Here is a 23,372-nt window from a genome sequence, read left to right on the forward strand (position 1 = left end):
CGAAACCCAACGAATCACAAATATACTTACTCGCTTAAAAGCTAATAGTATGTGTCATTAGTTGTAGGCGTTTAGCTTGCTGACGCGTTGATTGTTAAATCAAAATTCGGTATCCCTTAAATAAAATTGCACGCATGTAGCCTTTGGGCTACAATTGTTTTATGAAATATCGTATTAAGAAAACCGACGAGTTCGATAAATGGCTTAAAAAGCTCAAAGATCGTCAAGCTTTTATGGCTATAGCTAAACATATTACACGCGCCATAAACGGTAACTTTGGCGATAGTGAATCTGTTGGTGGTGGCGTATCTGAAATGCGAATTTTCGTAGGGAAAGGCTATCGTGTTTATTACATAACTAGAGGCGGTGAAGTTATTTTACTACTCAATGGTGGACACAAAGGCACACAAGGTAAAGACATTACCAAAGCAAAAGCCCTTTTAAGTGAATTGGAGTAATTATTATGGCGCTACAAACATCAGATTTTAACCCGTTTGACTATATGGAAACACAGCAAGAAATTAATACATTTTTAGAAGAGTGTTTAGCTGATGATGATCCAAATACCTTTATTGAAGCACTTGGCTTATTAGTTAAAAAACATGGCGTGAGTGATATTGCTAAAGCAACGGGCTTAAATCGTGAAAGCTTATATAAAGCAGTTAATGGTAAAACCAAGCCACGTTGGGAAACGATTTTTAAAGTGATGAAAGCACTTAATTTTCGCCTTACAACACAAATTGCATAGGTTGGGTAGAGTGCAACGAAACCCAACAAATCGCAAATATACTTACTCGCTTAAAAGCCGAGAGTATGTGTTATTTATTGTAGGCGTTTAGCTTGCTGACGCGCGGGCGGCAGCCCGAATAAGTATTTGAATAGGTGTCTGAGGTTATCGTCACCGATAATGTGAATGCCTTTCGCGCTTTTTAAATATTAGAAACCTTATTCAAGGTTTTGTCGCGCTGGCGACGGCAGCCAAAGAGGGGCTGCCGCTGGTCCCTCTCTGGACACTCTCAGCGCCACCCGAGCATCACGCTTAATCCTTCAAATAATTAATTGATGTGAACGTAAACGGCGAAGATAGGCCATCCATGGCCTAGTTTCGCCTTATCGCGCATCCATGCGCGACATCACTCATCAATTGCTTATTTTCAGGGCGTAATGACGGGGAAGGCGATTAAACTTGAGGTTCGTACTTGGTCTTGGCAAGAAATAAGACCTGTCCCATGAACTTCCTTTTAAGGCTTTCCTCGCTAATCAGAATCTATAGATTTACGGCTTACAGATGAGTTGGCTTGGTCAGACAAGCTGAGTTATTTATTAAAATCAGGGTAGAAAAAGTGCAAGGTCTGAGTTTATATATTTTTAAAGTAAAGCATTATTCAGCATAATCTCAAGTAGTATGTAGGCTAAATAAGTTAATAGTTACAGCTGAACAGAGCAAATTACAAATTTGAGAAGGCTTGATATATGAAGTCAATATTTGACTATTTTAGCTCCTATCCATATATTTCTAGTAACTTTACAATCATAGGTACCATAGGAATTAGCAGGAGAGCGAAACTTAAAAATAACAACCTAGCCTCATTTTTAACGAATAATCCAGGCTTCTCATTGTAACTACAATCGAAAGCGTGATGTATTTCTTGCTGCAATTCTTGGGATTTAGATAAGACTCTGCTAAATTTCATAGGGCTGTCTATTTTTTCTAGAGTCATTGCCTGCCTCAAAGATATTTTGAAACTGTCAGGGACTTTAACCAGCTTTGACTCTAAATACTCTAATCTAGATTGTAATAATTGAAATTTTGCTAAAAATTTTGATTCTAAAATTTGAGAGTAAACTAGACTTTTTTTACTTGGATCTACGCCAGTATAATTTTCCAACTGATTTTCAGCTAGTTCTTCAATATCCGTAAGTATATCTCTTACGCTTGATATAAGAGTAAAAGTTTCACTTCTTAGTGCTGTTTTATTTGCCCTTTTATTTAATAGGTACCACCCGTATGCAGCTATAGAAAAAGAAATAATTCCACTAAATAAAAGGGCCGCAATATCAATAGAACTATTAGCTTCTTGCATTTTTGTTCATGGTCGCATCTATAATGTACTCTTTTATTTCTTTTTCATATAGATCATCATCACATTTTATTTTTAATATTTTTAAGAAACTCTCTTTGTCTATGTAACCTTTTTTGACTGCGCCGGCAAAGCTTTCATTTAAAAAAGAGGAGCCTATTCCTATAGCTACGTCAGCTAAATCAATTAAAAGGGTATCCTCACTCTTAATCTTAATTAAGATTGGTCTAAGGTGATCTTCTCTAAATGCTTCACCAGTAAACTCACCGTCAGTATCTTTATAGCGACCAAATGGAAACTCTGAGAAGTCTTTCGCTAAGTTTATTTTGTATTCCATAATACCCTCACTCATAGCTTATTTCCCACTCTACTACGGTACCTAACATAGGAATTATTGATTCGTCTTTTTCAATCTTACTATCAGCAATCCTACCATATATACCGTTATTACTCGCAACAAATAAAGTTGAATCTTTCCTTATTTCTGCTGCCTGTACTATATCACCAGAACCTTTACCTCGATCTTTATCATCTGTAGACGTTACTCCTATCGCCATAGCTCTTGCAAGGTGATCTTCATACCTTTCAGATAAATTGTCTTTCGGTAAAGAGCTTAAAATTCCTTGCCCAAAATCACAGATAATAAAAACCATAGATCCACTTTCGGTAACGTAACAGGCCTGCCACCATCTTCTGCCAATTCCTTCTAAAGGTTTTTCTTCATTATTATAAGCATGATGAATGACATTTAACATCGCTTCATTAACACCTTTAGAGAATACTTTTGCTTCTGGTGAGTTTAGTACTACGCCGCAATTCTTAAGTCGGCAGGCTATTGATATCATTGCTTTATTTGGGTCGCTGAGCGTTTGGAATGTATCATCATTCTCAAAAAGTGATATAAGGTTTCTATAATCTAAATTAATCGCTTTAGTCCAGCCTATTTGGTTTAGTATATCCAATAAATAAGCATCTGAAGGTAACGCAACAGTAACCATCATATCATTTTCAAAGTGGATTTTAATTCGAGTAACTTCTCCAAATAACAAAACTAGAGCCGATGCTGTTATATCAGAACAATCTTTTAAATTTAGATGGACGGGCTTATTTTCTTTGATTGCCCAACCGCTTAGGTTGCGCATTAAGTTGAGAGTGTAATCTCTCTGCTCTTTTCCATATATACATAACTTTTCTTTTACATTAAAGTGAATTCGACCTTTATGCTCACTGATAGAAAGTTTATTATCTAGTCTTGAGTAATATTCTTTTAGTCGATTATTCAATTATCCAACCTATTATTTTTATTTATAAATATTTATCAAATAAGATTATCAGTTTCAGGAAAATAATAAAGAAAAATGTAAGTTCTTTGAATTTTAAACACTTGTTTATTAAGAATAGTTCTTATTATTTAGACTCAATTTAAATATGACTACGTACCTAGTAATTACATCGATTGATATCAATATACAACGTAGCTTAAATCTCAGTCATCGTTTAGCGCCAATATCAGTCAAACTATAAATATCTTGAAATTATACTTTTAAGCTCTATAGTTACGCTTAACAACACCCCTCCCGCTACCCGTAAGCTCAGCGCCCTGCGAGGGGTTAATTATTTCTATAGCATGATAAAAGGATTTAGCCTTCATGCAGTTCCCCAAAGCCCCGTAATATTTGTGCAGAAAGTCGACTTTCTAGTGGAACCAAAGGCACTAAATTTTGACTACACATCAAGTGCCTAGGTTTTTAGTTTGTTGCTCGTTGAGTTAATTACTCTGTCTAGAGCACTGCGAATAGAGTTTAATAATGCGTTTACCATGTGATTAACCGTGGGAGAGGGCGAGAGAAAATAAAGGGCAATATTATTGCCCTTTATTATGCGCTTAAACTAGTTGTTATAAACTATAGCGCGACTAAGCTTTGCTCTATAATTGCCTTTATTTGTTTTACTATTTTAGCTTCTGTTTCAGGTTCGAATTGTTGTATACGTGGGGTATGAATATGTCCTGTAGGTATACTTGAATTAAGCGCATCGCGCAGGCGAATACTCCGGTACGATATTTCGTTAGATAGGTAACCACCGCCGCCGCCATTAACCGCAATACTATTTTTAAGCTCGCCGTACGAACCCGCTTTATAGGTTTTTTCAAGCGTGGTGACTTCATGATTGTCGATAACCTTATAAGGGCCTTTAGCTTGTTGCATGTAATTTACTGGCAAGCTAAATTTTACAAACTCGTTGCCCGGGAGTGGTCGGCCATTAAGCTTTGGTATCACTGGGCTTGTTTGCGTGCCGCCATACACAATATTGGCATTATCGGGGGCGGTTACACTGCGGCGTTTACCCGGAAAGTGCTCTAAATCAAATTCTGTTCTGCCCATACTTACCGTTACTACCATGTCTACATTATTAAGTGCGTAGTAGGGGGCAAGTAGCGATTCTATTATGCCTTGATCGAAGTCTTCGTAGCGTACAGGCACCATAACGGTGTTTATTTCTGCGCTGATACCGTTGTAATTAATAACTTGGCCGTCGAGTAATAACGCTGCAACACCTGAGGGGTTACTTTGGTTTATGTTTCTATCGAGTAAAAATGGGTCAAAGCCCGTTAGTAATATTTTTTTAGTGCTGCCTGATGAAAAAGCAAGGTCGGTACGTCCTCTGCTGCCTTCTTCAAGTATGGTTAATAAAGTATTTAGTTGAGCCTGCGTAATTGAAAATTTAGGTGAAGTTGTGCGTATTACTTTGCTTGAAAGCAGGCGTGCCCAGTAGAGCTCTCGGTCGTCGTAGTTACTGGTTTTTGCTATGCGTTGTTTTGCGTTTTCCCATAGTTCAAAGCTAAAGCTTTGTACTAAAATTTTTGCACTTTTAAAGTCGTTTAACTCTTTAAATTGTTGCTCAAAACTTGATACTTGTGGGGTAAATGCATTTAAAACACTTGGCATTGCTGATTGGGCTTTGTTGATACGCTGTTCTTCAACAGTTAAAGGATTACTTAAAGCAGCGAATGAAGAGGCAATTAAGCTGGTCGCTAATAATACTTTGATCATAATACTCCTAAGATAAAGCTATTGTTTTATGTGTAATTTACTATCCTACTATTGCTAACTTAGGGCAACCAATTAACGTTGAATCGACTGATATTTGCTTTTGTTGTTTGTTAAAAACCAAGGGGAGGCAAATTTGGCTTAATATATTAAGGGTCTAGATTTATAGTTTATTGCTCATTGAGTTAATTACTATGTCTAGACCGCTATGAATAGAATAAAAAATACACTTTTTAAGTGATGACGTTTTTTAACTGTTTTTTTACACTGTATTTGTCCACCTATATCGTTCTCTCTTCTTCTTCAATGATTATTGAGTATGTTAGCCAACTATCGCTGGGTACCAACTTGCAAACACTACACCAAATAAGCCGACTAGAAATACAATGGATATCAACATCATTGAAGCAGCGGTGGCGATTATTATTACTCTATTAGACGTTATAACTGCATACCTTACTAACTCAGCTGTAAGCAGCGGCATAATATAAGAACATACGCTAATAGTTAACACGGTTGGACCTGTAAACGTTACAGTATCAATTCCTAGTGAGCCGAATATTAAAAACCAGGCAAAAATCATCAGCCTAAAAAATAAAACGCCGTTTGCTGCAAGGTATAAACGTATAGCCCAAATTTTATGTTTAGTGATATTCCGCTTTCTGGCCGCTTGTACGGCTAATATACTCGCTAAAATAACCACGCAACCACCAAACATAGTCAACGCATGCATCAAGGTGTTGCCAACGGTTCCTCTGGCTATCATAAGGTACATACCTGCTAAAGAGATGGTACAGGCTAACATTACGAACACGCGGCCATTATAGCGGTGAAACTTAGTATACTTTGCTCTTATTGCGGGTATTAGCTGTAAGCTACCGCCAATTATCATCACGATGGCGAGTAACACATGCAGAGCGTACATTGAATTACCGGTGGGATCGCTGGCAACATAGGCGGTGCTATTTAGACGACTCCAGCCAGATATTCCCGTAGTGACCCCCGTAAGCCCGTATCCCAAGGAGAGGTAAATAACAAAGCAGATTTGTGCCATCAACAGGCATGTGAACCACATTTTTTTACTCATCTCAAGTAGCTCATTGGGCGTTTTTTTTATTATTTGCATTAACATGTACTTTTCCAGAAAATCTTTTCAGTAGCCCAAATATAAAGACTTTCATGGTGATTGCTTCTCAAATTCGGAATTTGAGCAACGATATATTGATAATTTTTTGTAATTAGCTAGGGCGGTATAGACACATTCACTAACAAAGTTTTTTTGCCAACATGCATGTTAATTTGTACCATGTAATTCAGGCCACGTTGTTGGTTAAAACGTCATTTTAAGAGCACGCTATTATGCAAAATTATTCCCCTTATTATCTTCTTCTTTTTGTTTGTATGGGGTTAATGTTTTTAAATGCGCTGAAAAAAGATAAGCAGCTGGTTCATTATTTATTTGTGATATTTTGTGGCTCCCTTTGTATGGTGGCAGCACAAAAGCTCAGTGCGCAAAGTATTGGCGCGTATCAATATCTAATCGGGTTGTTCACTTGCGCAACATGTAATGTTTCATGGCTGATTGCAAGGACGTTATTTCGTGAGCATTCGCCAATTTCCCGCAGGCATGTGGCTTTTGCTGCAACCATTGCCGGCTTGATCATGTTTAATCAAACATGGCACTACTTAGTGAGCCTTGATCCTCAGCCTTTACCTACCAGTGATATAATGTGGCGCTTAAAGCAAGGGGTGAATGAGGTCACCATATTGCTTTCATCAAGTATCCTTGCGCTTTCTTTTTGGGAGGCGTTTAGAGGTTATAGTAAAAAAACACAGTCACAAAAAATGCAATCAGTCATCTTTGGGAGCGCTTGGGTTTTAGCTGTGTTTAATGCAAGTATTTTTCCTAAGTTTATCTTTAGTGCGGCTGAAATTGAGCTGTATAACCCCATTATCATAACTTCATCTGCACTTTTAATCGTATTTGCAATGCAGGGAGTTATGCTGCTTCAAGCAAAAGTAATAAATAACCAAGCGCTTAAGCAAAAAGATGATATTGGCACTATTAACAATGACACATTTAATCTAAATGAAAACTGCAATCAAGATGTAGAGTCTGAATTGATAGTTGGCATTACAAAGCTTATCAATGAGCAGCAGCTTTACTTAAAAGCCAGCCTCAAAATTTCAGATTTTGCACAAGCGCTAATGGTGCCTGAGTACAAAGTTAGCCGAGCAATCCGCTATCACTATAAAGCAGCTAACTTTAATTTATTTATTAACCAATACCGCGTTAAGTATGCAAAAAAGTTATTAATAAACGATCAGACCAAAGAGTGGAGTATTTTAAGCATAGCACTTGAGAGTGGCTTTTCTTCTCTTGCGACTTTTAATCGTGTGTTTAAAAGTATTGTGGGTGACATTCCTAATGAGTATCGAAAACAAAACGGTGGCTACTATAATAAAGGTATACGGGAGCTTGTTGATTAGCCAGCTATGTTTAGTTAGCTGTAAATAAAACAAAAGAGTCTAATTTTAACTTTATATCAATGCTCTAAGTTTATAGTTTATTGCTCATTGAGTTAATTAATATGTTTAGACCGCTGCGAATAGAGTATGAGAATGCGTTTTATCATGTGTGAATCGTAGAAGAGGGCGTGAAAACACTTTTTTTAGTGATGACGATTTTAAGCATTTTTTATTGCATAGAGCAAACAAGCCTTCGTTTTAGTATTGAAGTGCATTCGTACTTCTTAATGATCAATTTCTATCACCTGCTGATAAAAAATCCAAGATTAATTTGACCTCTATGGATTCTACTTTCGGTTCTAATGAAAATTAAAAACCGTTGTAGCAATACAACGGTTTTCTATATAGTGCTAGCCAAGTGGGCGTTAGCCCGAAGTAACCTTTGAACACCTTCGCTTTATTCGTCAGGCCCTTTTAAGGTAAACACTAAATGTTTACGCATATCTTTTAAAATAACGCCTTTTTTAAGCATTGCGCCACTTAAGCGTTTTTGCCACTTTAATAAATCTGGCTCTGCGGCTGCTAAAGCTTGCTCGTTTTCAAACTGAAAGCACAGCAGTAGTGAACTTGGAAATAAGTGATATTCCACATCAAACCAGCATTGCAGCATACCTGGGAGCTCAGCGCGGCCTTGTTCTTCTAATTTTTCAGCTGTATTAAGCACAAGTGCTTGCTGTTTTATTTGCACTGCAGAGAGTTTTTTCATTAATAAAATCCAAGTTAGCGGCTAAAAAATGCAGCCGGAATGCGGCCATTATACGCAAGCTTGTAGGCAGGCAACAACTTTGAAAGGGAGTTAATGTTTAATAGAGTGTATCAGCTTAAAATCTGGAGGGGATGTCGGAAGGCGCCCTAGGGTTTTGCCAAGTTGCTTGCAACAACTAGGGAGTGGTTGTCGCAAGCCGCTTTTAGAACCTCATCGCAGTACGCGCTTAATACTTATAAGAGGTATCAATTGGGTCTGTTTATTTTGACCGGCGCTTGTCTAGTACATAACGTACGGCCATTCTTGCAACACCCGCACCAATACCTGAGACTACTGCCCATGTAACGGCCTCTTTGAGATCTGTTTCTTCGCTTGGTCTATCTTTTGGGGCTGGTTCGTTGGTAACCTTTTCCCATGATTTTTGTAAAGTTTTCCTTGTTAACATACCTGCTGATGCAGCGGCCAGACCTATACCTATCGTCGTAATTAGCTGTTTATTACTCATATTACCCTCGATTATTTAGTTGTAGCGTGAGTTATCAATATGTAACTCTTTAAGTAAGAACAGTAGTACCAGCAATTTACATACCGATAGACTCTGAAGACTTTAAATCAGGTTTTTTAAGCGGCTATTATTCTCTTTGTGTAATTTAATCGTTTAAATCACATTTAAGCATCAGCTAAGTAACTAACGTAAAGCCTGTGCCACTGTGCTTAGGTCTATTTTTGAGGCATTTACTCAGCAAATTAACTTACCTTCTAGTCGGCTTGTCTGTACATATAGTAAACACCTCCGCCCTATGCTTTAATATTAAAAAACAAGGGAGGGCGTTATGAGTAAAAATCGATTTTTATTTAATAAATACGTTGCGGTAATGGCAGTGTCGGGCACTTTGGCTGCACCGGTAACTGTGCTTAGTAACGAGCAAGGGCCGCTAGTTGAGCAGCTTTGTGCTAGTTGCCATAGTTTAACTAACCTTGAGCGCAGCGCGGGTTATAGCCAGCAGGACTGGCAAACATTAATAAGCTATATGGTTGATACGGGCGAGGGTACTGCGCTTAGTAAAGATATAAGCGCTTACTTAGCTGATCATTATCCTGTTAATACCAAGCGCGAATCTAAGGTTGTTACTGGCGATTTAAAGCTTAGCTTTAAGTACTGGCAAGTGCCTACGCTTGGGCAGCGCGCTCGCGATCCGGTACAAGGTAAAAACGGTCTCATTTGGTGGGTTGGCCAGTGGGGTAATATTTTAGGCAGGTTAGACCCTAAAACCGGCGATATGAAAGAGTACACACTGCCAAGTGGTACCTATGCGCACAGTGTTTCGCTTGATAAAAATCAAACTCCTTGGTTTTTAGGTAATAAAAATGGCACGGTTGGATATTTAGATTTAAAAACCGAAAAATTTAAAGTGTATAAAATGCCCGATAAAAACGCCCGCGACCCGCATACCGGTGTATTTGATAAAGCCGGTATATTTTGGTTTACCCTCCAGCACAGTAATATGATTGGCAAGCTAGACCCTACAACTGGCGATATTAAACTCGCTACTTTACCCACTAAAGGCTCACGGCCATATGGTATTAAGCTTGATTCAAACGGCACGCCATGGGTTTCGTGTAATGGTAGTAACTGTTTGATTAAAGTTGATAAGAACTCCATGGAGCTTAGCGAAATTAAACTCCCTGGCGCTAAAACGCATGCCAGGCGACTTGCCATTACGCCTGATGATATGGTTTTTTATGTGAACTCTGGCATGGGTAAACTTGGCCGCTATAACCCAAAAACCAAGAAGATCACTCAGTGGGATAATCCCAGTGGTGAAAACAGCCACCCGTATGCAATTGAATATGCCGATAAAGCCATTTGGTTTAACGAGTCAGCCAAGCGTCCTGAAACCTTAGTAAGGTTCGACCTTAATACCGAAACCATGCAGAGCTGGCAAATTCCGAGTAAAGAAGGAGTTTACTCAGGCTTAATTAGGCATATGCGCATGGGGAATAATGGGCTGATTATTCACCAAACAGCGACCAATCAATTAGCTGAAATTACATGGTCTGAGTAATAAATTTTTCTTTTGTAAATATATTTATATTAAAACTGCATATCGCTTGTTAGTAAGTTTGTTTATGTGGGTAGGAGTTTTTTACAAAATTTGGCAATTTTTACTCTAATAATAAGAGTGTTAGCACGGGGTTTTGTTTTATATTATTGATTTTAAATGATAATTTACTTGGTTTGAGTTTTGCTTGGTAGTAAGTGTATTTTCTTAAATAAATAAAGGAGTTATTATGAGTACCGTTATTACTGGGTTATTCGAAAGTGCATCACAAGCAACACTCGCAATTTATAGATTAGAAGCTTTAGGTATTAATGAAGCTGATATTAGTATTGTAGCCAACGACTCATATGCAAAGGAAGATTTTGCTGTAGACGAAGGTACTAAAGCTTCTGAAGGCGGCCTTATTGGCGCGGCTTCGGGTGGTATTCTTGCTGCAATTATTGGTGGTTTCACTGCCGTAGGGACTGTAGCAACAGGTGGTACAGGCTTATTAGTTGCCGGACCATTAGTCGCTGCATTTGCTGCTGGTGGTGCAGGCGCTGCAGTAGGTGGTACTTTAGGTGCCGCAATTGGTGCGTTTATCCCCGAGCACGAAATTAAGTATTATGAAGATGCCATTGAAAAAGGCTCTATATTAATTGGTATTAAGTACGATAGTGACAACAAAAACGCTATTGAAGAAATACTTAACAATGCAGGCGCAAGTAACGTATCTACAGCGTAACGCTAGCTAATTAATTAAAAAGGTGAAACTTGGTTTCACCTTTTTTTGTGCTCGCTTTTTAGTGCTGAGCAATAATACTTAATTAATTTTAAGGATTAAATCTGACGCTAACTGCGTTAAAAACTCTGATATAAAACAACTGAATAACTTAATTTTTTGTCATTAAGGGGACCCATATATAAGCGGATTTTTTTAAAACATGCTTTGATTAATAAATACCCCTTATAAATATAATGCGTGAAGAGTCTCTGTAAAAGACTTATTTAGATTGGCGCTTCTTTATTTTATAACGTACGGCCATTCAACCAACACTCGAGACTACCGCCTAAGTAATAAGGGCCTCTTTAATATCGTCTTTTTCACTTGGATTGTCTTTTTTGGTAGGGACGTTGGTAATCTTTTCTCACGAGCTTTGTAAATATGCCTCGGTTTTTACTTAATCTTTGAGTAAAAGTTAGCTCATTAATTAAATGGCTATTTAGTTAAAGTTATTTTAATCAATAAATTGCGACTAAAAAATACATAAATGTATGTTTGAACATAGGACTGGTATAGACATTGAAACTACTTATTTAATAGTCGCTTAATTTAGCGATATTGTTTTATTAATTTGATACTAAACCAGGAGATGATGATGAATTGTTTGCAGTTTGATTCAAAAACTAAAAGAAGTTTAAACCGCGTTTTAAAACCTGCTTTTGCAATATTATTTACCAGCGTGTTACTACAAAATAGTGCACTGGCTAATGTAAACGTTGAAATGCACCAAGTTACTAAGTCGGGCCAGGGGCAATTACTAGGCACTATTACACTAACAGAAAATGATCATGGCGTTGTTTTTTCACCAAACTTAAAAGGTTTAACGCCGGGGCAACACGGCTTTCATGTTCATCAATTTGCTAGTTGTGAACCCAAGAAAAAAGGCGATAAGGTAGTGCCAGGTGGTGCCGCTGGTGGGCATTTCGATCCAAAAGCTAGCGAGCATCATGATGCTCCTTGGGCTAACGGCCATTTAGGCGATTTACCGGCGTTGTATGTAAATGAAAGTGGCCAAGCTAAATCGCCTGTTTTAGCGCCAAGGCTCACGCTTGAAAAACTTAAACAACATGCAGTGATGATCCACGAAGGAAGTGATAACTATGCAGATGAGCCAAAGCCATTAGGTGGCGGTGGTAGCCGTGTTGCTTGTGGCGTAATTGAGTAAATATAAGGAGAAAGTTATGCCATATAAAAACCGTGATGAATTACCTGAGTCGGTAAAAAGTAACTTACCTAAACATGCTCAAGACATATATCAAGAGGCGTTTAATAGTGCATGGGAAACCTACGAGGACCCAAGCGATAGAAAAAACGACGACGACCGCGAAACCACAGCGCATAAAGTTGCTTGGTCTGCGGTTAAAAATAGCTACAGTAAAAATGACAATGGAAATTGGGTTAAGTCGAGTAACTAGTTTTGATCAAACTAACAACAAGGCTAAAGCATTAAAAAGCCGCCATAGCTGATATAGCGGCTTTTTATATACTCGTTTTATATTTGCGCTGTTTATACAATACTTTGCAGTATGTTTGAGTAAAATTGGTAAGCAAAACCATAAGTACTGCTTTAAACACGAATGTGAGTTTAGTTTAAATTTACGTTATTATTTGTTTGTATTAGCCAAGCCCGAGAACACTTTGAATTATTTAGCTCATCTTTATTTAGCGCAGCCCACAGCCGATTCTCACTTTGGGAACTTATTGGGCGACTTTGGTGGTAAAAGGCATGTAGAGTACTTACCAAATACGGTTAAAAACGGGCTCGATAACCACTATTTAGTCGATAAATTTACCGACTCCCACCGCGCAGTTAAACACGCTAAACAGTACTTTTCACCTGAGCGTAAACGTTTTGCTGGTGTGGCTATTGATGTGGTGTTTGATCATTTTTTAATTGTGCATTGGCAGCGATTTAGCAAGCAACCTTTAAGTGATTTTAAGTACACCAGCTATCAGCTTTTGAATAATCGCATACCTGTTATGCCGCCGCGCATGCAGCATGTTGTAACAAGTATAACTAAAAACGATTGGTTTAAAGAATACGAAACCATAGATGGAATAGGGCTAGCACTTGATAATATTGCCAAGCGTATTCGCTTTACTAACACTTTTGCGGGCGCGGCTGATGACATAGCACGGAATTACGATGAATTAGAAGCCGTGTTTTTAGCGTTCTTCCCGGAGCTAATTAAGCATGTAAGTGAGTTTGACCTTGAAAGCACCCCAAAAAATGACATAAAGCGCATTATTTAAAGTTTTCATCAATTGTTAACCTTTTGTGATAATTTAAGGTGAAAAAAACGCTACTCTAATACAAATTAATTTTTGAGTGTTTTTAATGAATCGCAATTACTTGGTTATTGTGAGCTTTGCTGTTTTAGCGGCATTTCAATCTGGTGCTGTATTGGCTTTCGACTTTGACTTAAAGTCGGTACGAACCACTATTTCAAACCCTAACACTAGTCACGCGTTAATATACGACGATTTGGCTGGGAGTAATCAAAAAACACTGTTTTCGTTAGAGCCCATAAACAATCAACGTGTGGGTGTGTTTTTTGATATTAACGACATTGAAATTGGTTATTCAGCCGATATTTTCGAAGATGATGTTGAAACAAAAACACAAGATATACTGCTTTCTTATAGAAAATTTAAAAATTCTAAAATCACATTTAACTATCAAACGCTTGAAGGGCTGCAAAGCACGGCTAGCAATTTAAGCGGCAATCAAACGGATCAAATTTTCTCGCAAAATACACGTTCAACCAAGTTTGAGCTATCTGGCCAACACAACTTCTATACCTTCAATAATAAAGAGTCTTTGTTTGAGCATTTTTTTCTTAATAGGCCAAAGCTAAGCAGCAAATTTGATTTGTCGTTAAGTGTTGTTGGTGCTTGGTCTTTCAAGCATGTATCTCTTGAGAATAAAGATAATATTGTGTTTCAAGCTGATTTTTTAAATTCATCTTCACCACAGGTCACTAAGTTAATTTCTAATTCGTATGGGGCGAGTATTGGCTCGCTTTTATCATTTTCGTTACCGCATAATGTTCACGTATTTGCTGAATACAAAGTAGGTAAGGGAAATATTCGAAATACAGACCCTGGGCTGGGGTTAAAAGATTCTGGCGGTGAAAAAGTTGAAGCATACGGCGGTGGAATGTCTTGGACTTCAGACAATAAAAAACTTATGGTTGTACTACGTGCATGGGAGCAAACAGGCCGGCATATAGATACTTCTTTTGGTGATTTGTCAGTAATTAAGTTTTTTTAGTATTGATCACCGAAATAGTGAATTTACCAGGAATATTATGAGTAAGAATAACGATGTACCTCAGGCTTATGTTAAGCAAGAGGAAGGTTATAGAATAAAAGCCTTAAGATTATACCCTTGGGTATGCGGGCGTTGTGCTCGTGAGTTTGAATACTCAAATTTACGTGAGTTAACGGTGCACCATGTTGATCATAATCACAGTAATAATCCTGAAGACGGCAGTAACTGGGAGTTATTGTGTATTTATTGCCACGATAATGAGCACAATAAATACCACGAGCATATTATGTATGGCGGGTCGACTACAGATCGCAAAGTTGAGGCTGCAACCCATTCTCCATTTGCTGATTTAAAAGCGATGTTAAATAAGTCAAAGTAATATTTGAGCCACGTTAATGGTCAAATAAATAAACTAAAATTTATAACAGCGATTACTGGCTTAACAGTTATTGCAAAATGTAAGCTTTAGCGACTATTTTCCATTCATTATCTAGTTTAGCTAATGTTAGTGCATCGTAAAAGCGGTTAGTAGAGCGAAATAAAACAACAGCTAAACGATCGTCAACTGTGTTCATACTAATAATTTCACCATCGAGGTTTCCACCCGCTGGGTTTTTATTTGATGCCCATTGGTTAAGCACACTGGTCATATCTTTATACGACTTAATAACTTTTTTACCGTTGTCGTTTTTTACTACACCCACCATTGTTGCGTGCTCTGCTGCAAATGCGCGAAATAAACGTTCTTTACTTGCCTCCCCTTGACCTTGAAAGTAATCATCTACTGCGGCTTTTATTGCTACTTTGTCAGAGATTTTATCTGCAAGCGCACTGAACGATAAAAAGGTAACACTTATAATAACTAACAACGATTTCAACATAAAACTCTCTTTTACTAATTCTTAAACGCATTAAATTTGAGGTTGCTGGTGTAAGCTAAAACAACCTCATAATATTATATTTGAGCTAAGCCCTATTTATTAAAGCTCTTTAGCTGTTTTGTCTTTTATGTCAAACCAGTTTGAATCGGCTGAAGTAATAAAGCCAGGTACGTCTTTTAGCCATTGTTTTTGAACCGATTTATCAAGATTTAAATAAAGTTTGTTTTCAACAATTTTGAAAGCCTCTGGATCTACGTCAAACTTTTTCTCCATTGATACACCAAACGCACAAAAGCCACCAAATTGTGGTGCGTACTTTTCTGGATTCGCTCTAAATAAGTCGCGGTGCTTAGCTGAGCTGAACTTATAAATGGCATTTTTATGCGTTGCAGTATATTCAGAACTGCCTGTTACCGCCTTGTTTTGGGTAAAGTAAGCAACGGTATCGTAACCACTAATTGCAATGTCGTTAACGTCGGCATTTGCGTCTATGTCTGCTGCAAAGCTTAGTGAACTGGCAAGTACAGATGCTGCAAAAAAAGCTGATTTAGTGAGTGTCGAAAATTTCATGTGTATCTCCAAAGAAAAATTGAATAGGTTTGTTTGTTTAAAACTCAACTGTACTTTATCGTTATTACTTGGTTAATATGCGTCTATTAGTCTATATTTTCATACCAATAATCCAAAGAGGCGCTTATGGACGTACTTTCGAGTGTACTGAGTCACTTTTCACTTAATGCCAATGTGTTTTTTAGTGGGAATATGTGCGGTACGAGTGACTTTAGTGACGATCAAGGTGTTGGGCATTTACATTTATTACGCTCAGGTACGTTAAAAGTGCGCAGTAATAGTGGTTTTGAAGTAGTTTTATCTACGCCTTCGGTTATTTTTTTTCCTCACTCTACAGGGCACTGTTTATTTTCGGATAAGGGTGACGGTGCTGATTTAGTGTGTGCACAAATTAGCTATCAAAGCGGCGGGCATAGCCCTTTATTGCAGGCGCTGCCTTTTTGCTTAAATTACGAATTAACGGGTGATGGATTATTAGCGCAGAGCGCTTTTTGGATTTTTGATGAGGCATTTAAAGACGCCAGCGGTAAGCATTTAATTATAGATCGCTTATGCGATGTATTTTTAATTAGTGTTTTGCGCAAGGTATTGAAAGAGGGCACAATTAAAACCGGGATGATGGCAGGGCTTGCCCATCCTCAGTTGGCTAAGGTATTAATAAAAATACACCAAACCCCAGAGCAAAGCTGGTCACTTAGCGCTATGGCTGAGGAATGTGCTATGTCGCGTTCTAAATTTGCCGATACCTTTAAGCGAGTAATTGAGCAAACACCGGCTGACTATTTGGCTGATTGGCGTTTGTCGGTTGCTAAAAAGCTTATTTTAAAAAATCAAAATATGGATTTAGTAGCTAATCAGGTTGGGTACGAAAATGGCTCTGCACTCGCCCGTGTATTTAGAAAAAAAACAGGGCAAGCGCCAAAGGAGTGGTTATTGAGTCAGCAGTAAACTTTATTTTTTGTGTGCTAACTACTATTCGCTTTTAATTAAGTAATTTGAATCGAGCGACCAAAAGTTGTTTTCGAGCTTTTGCAAAGGTCGTTTTTTAGAGCCTGGCGATGCTTTATGTAATATCAAATTAATAAGATCTGAGCTGACCGCCGGATCACTATGAAAGTAGTCATGGCCTATTAGGCTGCCAGATTTAGGTACTTTAATTAGGCTTACGTTACCTACAGAAGTGAATATGTCTTGCTCGTTTATGTTTACATCTTTGGTGTTTAACCGACCAAAGCTCAAGCTGTTTGTTAGCCACTGTGAAATACCCAATGCGCTATCTTCTTGAGAGGTGTAAATGGTAATTTTTCCAAATGCAGGCCCAAATTGCTCAGCCATTAGCCTTTGCTTAATAATACCAAAATCAAGATCGGGAGCAGCTAAAATTAAGTTTTCAATACGCAGGTCTTCTCGGGGATTTCCGCCACTGGCTCTGTTTTCAATTATAAGTTCTCTAAGTGTTGTGGTTACTACATCTGTGCCACGGCTATGCGCAATAATATGAATATTTTCTATTTCAGGATTTTTAAAAAGTAGTCGTAAGGTTTCTTTTAAATGAAAAATAGTAAATTGACCAGACTCTTTATCTTCAAAATAGCCGGTTAATCCTGTGGCGGCAGCAGGCCAAGAGTAAACAATAGGTACGCCTTGTCGGTTTAAAAAATGCCAAATACCAGCAAGAGTAAATACCGATTCGTTAAAGGTATTATTAAAGCCATGCACAAACAAAATAACATCTTTATTATTACTGTTTTTTAAACGCTGATTAATATTTTTGTTTAATTGGGTTTCGTGAAAAATTTTGCGTTCTAAAATATCTTCGTCAATTTGGAGTTTGTTTTTTACGCGTCTAAATTTATAAGGCGATAAAGGGAAGCGACCTAATTCATCCGCTTTTTCCATTACGTAAGTCAAATTTCCGGAGCGATTTTTAAGGCTACTTTGCTTTAATAGCTCACTCCACTGCAAAGATTTATCGCCAAAATTTATTTTTGCTACACCGTACGCAATTGATGGCGAGCGACTTGCGTTATACATAACCCCCTCTTTTTCAGAAACTGCTCGGTCTGTAACATAGAGTAATTCCATACTTGTAGTATGTAGGTTTTTAGGTACTTGGGCTTCTGAATAAGGCGTACTTACATATAAATTGGGTGTAGGCATTAAAGCTGGGTTTGAAGTACAGGCAGATAGCAAAATAATGAGCAAAGGGGCGAAAATATAGGATTTACCGTGAGGGTGAAAAAGCATGCTTATTCCTTATTTTCGGTTTGTAAATTATTTTAAAGAGGTTAAGTATAAAATTAGCATATAAAAAGTAACATATTTATTACCTTTTACACATCACATACTAATTTTATAATTTATTGTTGCGTTAACGAGGATTCAAAATAAAAATACCCGAGCTTATAAGTAGAGAAAGCTGCGGGCATTGTTTTTTGGGAGGCTTATAAAGCTAAATCTTAATCGCCTCAGTAGGCGTTGTTGATAATCCACTAAAATACTTCATTACTAATTGGCCTTGGCTGTTTTTTTCTATTACTAAGTAATTGTTTGAATTAGGGTAGTAAAAGCTATTTTTAGACATGGTAATAAGTTTTGTTTTATCGCCACCAGTGCGCTTTGAATACAAAACGTCATTTTCAAAAATTAGGCTGCGTAAGGTGTTTTCATCAATACGGTAATCACCCAATACGGGCGCTAATTGCTGCTCTGTTACCTCTGCTTTTTTAAACTCGGGTAGTGCAATACCTAGTGCTCTGGCTGTGAATTTTTCGTTGATAAAAATAGGGTTTATGTGGTTTGAATTAGCCAGTACTGCAACATATAGCTTTTGCTCTGGAATATAGCGTGCATGTGCTAAAAAGCCATTTATTCCGCCAGTGTGTTTAATTACGGTGTATTCATTCAAGGGCTTAATAATTAATCCGTAACCATAGGATGAAAAGCTGCCGTCGTTGAGTTTAAAAGGGCTTACCATCTTCTCATAACCTGCTTTACTAATAAGCTTGCCAGACGATAACGCACTAAACCAAATGTTTAAGTCGGTTGGAGTAGATATAAGCGCACCTGCGGCATATGGCCAATCCATATTAATGTAGCTGGTGTTGATAAATCCTTGCTCTGTTTGCTCATAGCCAGATGCGCGATGGGTAACAAGTTCTTGCCCTTCATAACTACTCTGGTTCATTTTTAGCTTTTTAAATATGTGTTGTTCAATAAAGTCTTTGTAAGACTGGCCACTTGCTACTTCAATTATTTTACCAAGCAGTGAATAACCGGTATTTGAATAAGCCATCGCTTCGCCGGGTTTAAACACCATTGGGTGTTTGGCAAATCGCGCTAGTGCATCGTCAACGCTGGTGGGGACTTGTATTTCTTTATCAAAGAGATCGTCGTCATCTGTGTAGTTGGCGATGCCTGAGGTGTGGGTTAATAAGTTTTCGATTGTGACGAGGTTGCCCTCTGTTGGAAAGCTTGCAACATACTTATGAATATCATCGGTAACCGCTAGCTTACCTTGCTCTTGCAACATCATAATTGCAGCTGCAGTAAATTGTTTTGAAATAGAACCTAAACGCAAAACGCTTTGCTCATTAAGTGGAATGTTATGCTCAAGGTTGGCAAGCCCGCGCGTTCCTTTAAAAAGTACTTTGCCATTTTTACTTATAATTACCGATACCCCAGGCTCGTTTTCAGTAAGGTTATCGTTAAGAATTTCCTGATATTGCGAGGCTGTCGGATTTGCTTTTACAAGGCAGGGTGTTAATAGCGAGAGGGCTAACAAACAGCTAGCGTAAAATGGCTTAATCATATTCATCCTTTTTAGTTTTTATACCAAACCTGTAGATAGGCTTAGCGATCCCTGTGCTTCATTTAAGCGGTTATTTACTTTAATTTATAAGTATTATTTTTAGTTTATAGCCAGTTAATATTGCACAGCTAAAAAGTAAACTCAACGCTTCGCTTTAGTTACCCATATACATTCAAACTTTTTGTTAAATCAATAAACGCGCATAACCTTGGTGGCATATGCCGCTTAGTTAAATAGTTTAAGTAATTAGGCACTCCTCCCATTTTATATATATTAAGTAGCTACTATGATTTCAGCCGCTTGGATAAAAACAAGGTTGTTACATCAGCTACTTTAATTAGTGACAGTTTATCTGCATGGCTCCATGAAATTTTTGAGCCAACACTTTCACAACAAATAACACCTAGTGGCTTGTTATCAATAAAGTAGATGTAATCAAGCAAGGAGTAAATGTTTGATGGTTCAAAATAAACTTTGGTGAAGTTTTTAGTGATTTCGTGGTTTCTCGCATCTGATGCGTCTAATACTTTATGATCTAAAATATAGTCAAAGTATGCAGGAAAGTCTTCAGCTTTTAAAACTGCATTACTTACTATTTCATTTTTTTCATCAAGGCAAATTAAGCTATTAATGGCAGTATAGTCGTGATTAAATAACCAGAGACTGACTCTGTCGGCATTTGGAATTAACTTTTTTAGCTCATTGCATATCTGTTTTAGCTTACGTTCACTCGTAATGTTTGGGTTACTAACTTTAACTGCTAAATTTTTGAGATTTGAGTTTTTTGGATTATAGACATTGAGCAAGCTATTTAAATGCTCTTTATTAAATGGCTTCGTTAAATAGCCATCCATACCAATATCTAAATAGTGTTCAATATCTTGTTTCATGGTGTTGGCTGTCATGGCAATAATTGGCGTTGTTTTACCTGTTTGTTGCGCTCTAATTATTTTAGTGGCTTGCACTCCATCCATCACTGGCATTTGAATGTCCATAAAAATCAAATCAACATGGTTGGCAAAAAAGTAATCAACGCATTCTTTGCCATTTTCGGTAAATATTACTTTCGCATTATGGGCTTGTAGCATTTTACTTACGACAACTTGATTTACTTTATTGTCTTCGGCAACCAAAATAGTACACCCTTGTAAATCGGTTATTTCTTTATTTGGTTTTAATAATTCATCGAGTTCTGATGTTTCAAAGCTTTGTTGGTAAGTAAATACAGAACCTTTATCTTCTTTACTCGTGAAGTTGATTTTGCCATTCATTAAATCACTTAGCTTGGTGCAAATGGAGAGGCCAAGGCCCGTGCCCCCGTACTTTCTAGATGTAGACGAATCAGCCTGATGAAACTCTTTAAATAAATTTTGCTGTGCAGCTTTACTAATACCAATACCTGTATCGATTATTTCAAATACAATATTTTGCGTGTTTAAGGAGTTCTCTTTTACAGTGACTTTAAACTCTACCTGGCCTTGTTGTGTAAATTTAATCGCATTTGAGCATAAGTTATTTAAAATTTGTGAAATTCTGACAGGATCGCCTTTTAAGGTTGTAGCGATATTTTTATCTATAGATGGAATAAATTTTATTCCTTTATCTGTGGCTTGTTTCATTAGTGGATTAATTACATTGTTAATGACTTCGCTCAGGTTAAAGTTAATATTCTCAATATTTAATTTACCCGCTTCAATTTTTGAAAAGTCTAAAATGTCATTTACAATATTTGATAGTATATTCGCGGAGCTTAAAATACTTTTTAAGGCGTTATCTTTTTCTATATTTGAAGTCTCTGCCAGTCCAAACTCAGCTAAATTTAAAATGCCGTGCAGCGGAGTTCTTAGCTCGTGTGACATATTTGCTAAAAATCGACCTTTTAGAGTGTTAGCTGTATCAGCTTCTTTTTTTAGTTCTTCAAGATTTTTATTATGTATTTGTTGTTGTTTTAATGCAGTGGCCAGCTTTCTGTTGTTTAACCTGAGCTCAAGTTGTGCGATAACTTCTTTGCCAAGTATTTTCAGTGCGTTAATTTGTGTTTGAGTTAGCTTTTTTGGCTGGTCGCTGATAACACATAATGTACCAATTGTGCTGCCACTAGGTGTAACTAGCGGTGTGCCCGCATAAAACCGAATGTTTGGATCGCTGGTTACTAGAGGGTTATCATAAAAACGTTCATCAAGTAGAGCGTTTTGTATTTCAAATACTTGGTCTTGCAGTATTGTATGAGAGCAAAATGCGATATCTCTTTCGGTGGAGTCTACATCGATACCATACTTTGATTTAAACCACTGCCTTTGTGGATCAACTAAGCTTATAAGTGATATGGGGGCTTCACAAATATCAGAAGCAAGTTGAGTTAAATCATCAAATACTTTTTCGGCTTCAGTATCTAATATTTCATACTCATACAGGGCTTTTAATCTAGATTCTTCGTCTACTGGTATTTGTGCTTTTATCATAGTATTGCTCAATATTTATATAGATTCACTATAAGAGTAATTTAGTGATAATGACAACTTTAACATTTAAATCAGGCTAATAAATAGATTCTGTATTTTGTTACTCTCTTATTATTTTTTTGAAGTGTTTTTTATAAAACCAGCGAAAGTAAAAAGGATCTTTCCATACTGAACACTCTCAGTAATTAACATCGGAATTAATAGGGATTAAACCAGTCTATAGTTTTACATCATCTGTAAATTTTGAAACTCAGCAGCTCTGCTGGTGGGCAAATTCTGCAACCTTGTGAATTATAAATTTCTAAAAGCATGTGATGGCTCGAAAAGGCTGATATTTTCCTTGGCATAAGTGATATTCACTAATGAAGTATCACGAAATGCTTACAATTAAATCACGTTTTAACTGTATATTTTACTTAGTTAAAACTTAATTTGAACACCCGCTCAAGTTGTGCTTTAATCATGTCTCAATTATTGAGGAACTTTACATGATTAAATTTTATTTTCACCATACTCCTAACCCAATGAAGGTTGCACTCTTTTTAGAAGAAACAGGCTTACCGTTTGAACTTGTTCCTCTTGATACTTTAAAAGGTGAGCAACATACACCTGAATTTAAAGCAATTAATCCAAACGCTAAGGCGCCAGCAATTGTTGATGGTGAAACTCGTGTGTTCGATTCGAATGCTATTTTAATGTACCTTTCTGAAAAATATGGAAAGCTAGAAGGCAAGGGCGATGACCGCGCTGAAATGCTGTCATGGTTAATGTTTATCGCATCTGGTTTAGGTCCGTATTCAGGGCAAAGTGTACACTTTAGACACATGGCGCCAGAAGGGCTTGATTACGCGGTTAATCGCTATTTACGTGAAGCGCAGCGGCATTACGAAGTACTTGATACTCACCTTGAAGGTCGTGACTTTATTGTGGGTGATACGTATACCATTGCTGATGTATCTGCATGGGGCTGGATTGATAAAGCACCGGTTGTATTAGGTGAAGAGGGCTTAGCACCGTATCCAAATCTTAAGCGTTGGTTTGAAAGCATTGATAGCCGCCCAGCGGTTGCACGTGCACGCGTAATTGGTACTGATGTAGCCTTTAAAAAAGAGTTTGATGAAGACGCTAAAAAAGCGTTTTTCCCTTCAAATTACCCTAAAGTATAAAAAGTACTTAATACTA

The 23,372-nt window shown here is 37.4% G+C and carries 24 protein-coding genes; 12 read left to right on the top strand and 12 right to left on the bottom strand.

Going from position 1 to position 23,372, the window contains the following annotated elements; genetic code table 11:
* The first annotated feature begins 161 nt into the window (after positions 1-161).
* Together I6E82_RS01675 and I6E82_RS01680 are read left to right on the top strand one after the other, a co-directional pair.
* Positions 162-458, top strand: coding sequence for a type II toxin-antitoxin system RelE/ParE family toxin (locus I6E82_RS01675; RefSeq protein WP_197116523.1), 297 nt, complete (start codon positions 162-164; stop codon positions 456-458).
* A gap of 5 nt (positions 459-463) precedes the next feature.
* Positions 464-748, top strand: coding sequence for an addiction module antidote protein (locus I6E82_RS01680; protein ID WP_024596316.1), 285 nt, complete (start codon positions 464-466; stop codon positions 746-748).
* Between the two features lie 754 nt (positions 749-1,502).
* Here I6E82_RS01680 and I6E82_RS01685 read toward each other — a convergent pair.
* The 5 genes from I6E82_RS01685 to I6E82_RS01705 all read right to left on the bottom strand — a co-directional run bounded on the left by I6E82_RS01685 (position 1,503) and on the right by I6E82_RS01705 (position 6,185).
* On the bottom strand, positions 1,503-2,084 hold the full coding sequence (locus I6E82_RS01685; RefSeq protein ID WP_197116525.1) for a hypothetical protein: 582 nt from the start codon (positions 2,082-2,084) through the stop codon (positions 1,503-1,505).
* The gene (locus I6E82_RS01690; RefSeq protein WP_197116526.1) at positions 2,071-2,433 is read right to left on the bottom strand and encodes an STAS-like domain-containing protein; all 363 of its coding nucleotides are present in this window, start codon (positions 2,431-2,433) and stop codon (positions 2,071-2,073) included. The genes I6E82_RS01685 and I6E82_RS01690 overlap by 14 nt, the downstream gene beginning before the upstream one ends.
* Positions 2,426-3,364, bottom strand: coding sequence for a hypothetical protein (locus I6E82_RS01695; protein WP_197116528.1), 939 nt, complete (start codon positions 3,362-3,364; stop codon positions 2,426-2,428). Before I6E82_RS01695 ends, I6E82_RS01690 begins: the two co-directional genes overlap by 8 nt.
* 621 nt (positions 3,365-3,985) lie before the next feature.
* Positions 3,986-5,134, bottom strand: coding sequence for a hypothetical protein (locus I6E82_RS01700; RefSeq protein WP_197116530.1), 1,149 nt, complete (start codon positions 5,132-5,134; stop codon positions 3,986-3,988).
* Between the two features lie 319 nt (positions 5,135-5,453).
* Positions 5,454-6,185, bottom strand: a complete 732-nt coding sequence (locus I6E82_RS01705) for a DUF2306 domain-containing protein (protein ID WP_231616844.1) — start codon at positions 6,183-6,185, stop codon at positions 5,454-5,456.
* Between the two features lie 431 nt (positions 6,186-6,616).
* Here I6E82_RS01705 and I6E82_RS01710 point away from each other — a divergent pair, with 431 nt between their 5' ends.
* Positions 6,617-7,621, top strand: a complete 1,005-nt coding sequence (locus I6E82_RS01710) for a helix-turn-helix domain-containing protein (RefSeq protein WP_231616845.1) — start codon at positions 6,617-6,619, stop codon at positions 7,619-7,621.
* Positions 7,622-8,057: 436 nt separating this feature from the next.
* Here the strand turns inward: I6E82_RS01710 and I6E82_RS01715 are convergent, their stop codons facing one another.
* On the bottom strand, positions 8,058-8,366 hold the full coding sequence (locus I6E82_RS01715) for a hypothetical protein (RefSeq protein ID WP_165734607.1): 309 nt from the start codon (positions 8,364-8,366) through the stop codon (positions 8,058-8,060).
* A gap of 259 nt (positions 8,367-8,625) precedes the next feature.
* Positions 8,626-8,871 carry a DUF4235 domain-containing protein gene (locus I6E82_RS01720; RefSeq protein WP_002958040.1) on the bottom strand — a complete coding sequence of 82 codons (246 nt, stop codon included), beginning with the start codon at positions 8,869-8,871 and terminating at the stop codon, positions 8,626-8,628.
* 328 nt (positions 8,872-9,199) lie between these two features.
* Here I6E82_RS01720 and I6E82_RS01725 point away from each other — a divergent pair, with 328 nt between their 5' ends.
* The 7 genes from I6E82_RS01725 to I6E82_RS01755 all read left to right on the top strand — a co-directional run bounded on the left by I6E82_RS01725 (position 9,200) and on the right by I6E82_RS01755 (position 14,845).
* Positions 9,200-10,432 (top strand): Vgb family protein, encoded by a 1,233-nt coding sequence (locus I6E82_RS01725; protein WP_197116534.1) that lies wholly within the window; start codon positions 9,200-9,202, stop codon positions 10,430-10,432.
* A gap of 226 nt (positions 10,433-10,658) precedes the next feature.
* Complete coding sequence (locus I6E82_RS01730; RefSeq protein WP_024590238.1) at positions 10,659-11,153, top strand: hypothetical protein; 495 nt, start codon at positions 10,659-10,661, stop codon at positions 11,151-11,153.
* 634 nt (positions 11,154-11,787) lie between these two features.
* The gene (gene sodC / locus I6E82_RS01735; protein WP_197112357.1) at positions 11,788-12,357 is read left to right on the top strand and encodes a superoxide dismutase family protein; all 570 of its coding nucleotides are present in this window, start codon (positions 11,788-11,790) and stop codon (positions 12,355-12,357) included.
* Between the two features lie 16 nt (positions 12,358-12,373).
* Positions 12,374-12,607 (top strand): ChaB family protein, encoded by a 234-nt coding sequence (locus I6E82_RS01740; RefSeq protein ID WP_197116536.1) that lies wholly within the window; start codon positions 12,374-12,376, stop codon positions 12,605-12,607.
* Between the two features lie 223 nt (positions 12,608-12,830).
* Positions 12,831-13,445: an acyl carrier protein phosphodiesterase gene (locus tag I6E82_RS01745; protein ID WP_197116782.1), complete on the top strand. Its 615-nt coding sequence runs from the start codon at positions 12,831-12,833 to the stop codon at positions 13,443-13,445.
* An 85-nt stretch (positions 13,446-13,530) separates the two neighbouring features.
* Entirely contained in the window at positions 13,531-14,466 is a 936-nt protein-coding gene (locus I6E82_RS01750; RefSeq protein WP_197116538.1) for a hypothetical protein, read from the top strand.
* A 37-nt stretch (positions 14,467-14,503) separates the two neighbouring features.
* Positions 14,504-14,845 carry a YajD family HNH nuclease gene (locus I6E82_RS01755; protein ID WP_007581433.1) on the top strand — a complete coding sequence of 114 codons (342 nt, stop codon included), beginning with the start codon at positions 14,504-14,506 and terminating at the stop codon, positions 14,843-14,845.
* Between the two features lie 67 nt (positions 14,846-14,912).
* Here the strand turns inward: I6E82_RS01755 and I6E82_RS01760 are convergent, their stop codons facing one another.
* Positions 14,913-15,347, bottom strand: coding sequence for a nuclear transport factor 2 family protein (locus tag I6E82_RS01760; RefSeq protein ID WP_197116540.1), 435 nt, complete (start codon positions 15,345-15,347; stop codon positions 14,913-14,915).
* A 99-nt stretch (positions 15,348-15,446) separates the two neighbouring features.
* Entirely contained in the window at positions 15,447-15,917 is a 471-nt protein-coding gene (locus tag I6E82_RS01765; RefSeq protein ID WP_008165251.1) for a YHS domain-containing (seleno)protein, read from the bottom strand.
* A gap of 126 nt (positions 15,918-16,043) precedes the next feature.
* On the opposite strand from I6E82_RS01765, the gene I6E82_RS01770 reads away from it, so the two are divergent.
* Complete coding sequence (locus I6E82_RS01770; protein WP_197116542.1) at positions 16,044-16,865, top strand: AraC family transcriptional regulator; 822 nt, start codon at positions 16,044-16,046, stop codon at positions 16,863-16,865.
* Between the two features lie 24 nt (positions 16,866-16,889).
* Here I6E82_RS01770 and I6E82_RS01775 read toward each other — a convergent pair whose 3' ends face one another.
* The 3 genes from I6E82_RS01775 to I6E82_RS01785 form a co-directional block, all read right to left on the bottom strand.
* Positions 16,890-18,164 carry an alpha/beta hydrolase gene (locus I6E82_RS01775; RefSeq protein WP_197116544.1) on the bottom strand — a complete coding sequence of 425 codons (1,275 nt, stop codon included), beginning with the start codon at positions 18,162-18,164 and terminating at the stop codon, positions 16,890-16,892.
* 205 nt (positions 18,165-18,369) lie between these two features.
* The gene (locus I6E82_RS01780) at positions 18,370-19,728 is read right to left on the bottom strand and encodes a serine hydrolase domain-containing protein (RefSeq protein ID WP_024590246.1); all 1,359 of its coding nucleotides are present in this window, start codon (positions 19,726-19,728) and stop codon (positions 18,370-18,372) included.
* Positions 19,729-20,012: 284 nt separating this feature from the next.
* Positions 20,013-22,190, bottom strand: a complete 2,178-nt coding sequence (locus I6E82_RS01785; protein ID WP_165721109.1) for a GAF domain-containing hybrid sensor histidine kinase/response regulator — start codon at positions 22,188-22,190, stop codon at positions 20,013-20,015.
* A gap of 488 nt (positions 22,191-22,678) precedes the next feature.
* Between I6E82_RS01785 and I6E82_RS01790 the strand changes: the two genes are divergently transcribed.
* Complete coding sequence (locus I6E82_RS01790) at positions 22,679-23,356, top strand: glutathione S-transferase family protein (RefSeq protein ID WP_007581448.1); 678 nt, start codon at positions 22,679-22,681, stop codon at positions 23,354-23,356.
* Positions 23,357-23,372: the final 16 nt, after the last annotated feature.

This window comes from Pseudoalteromonas sp. NZS11 (assembly GCF_015864765.1).
GTDB lineage: Bacteria > Pseudomonadota > Gammaproteobacteria > Enterobacterales > Alteromonadaceae > Pseudoalteromonas > Pseudoalteromonas arctica.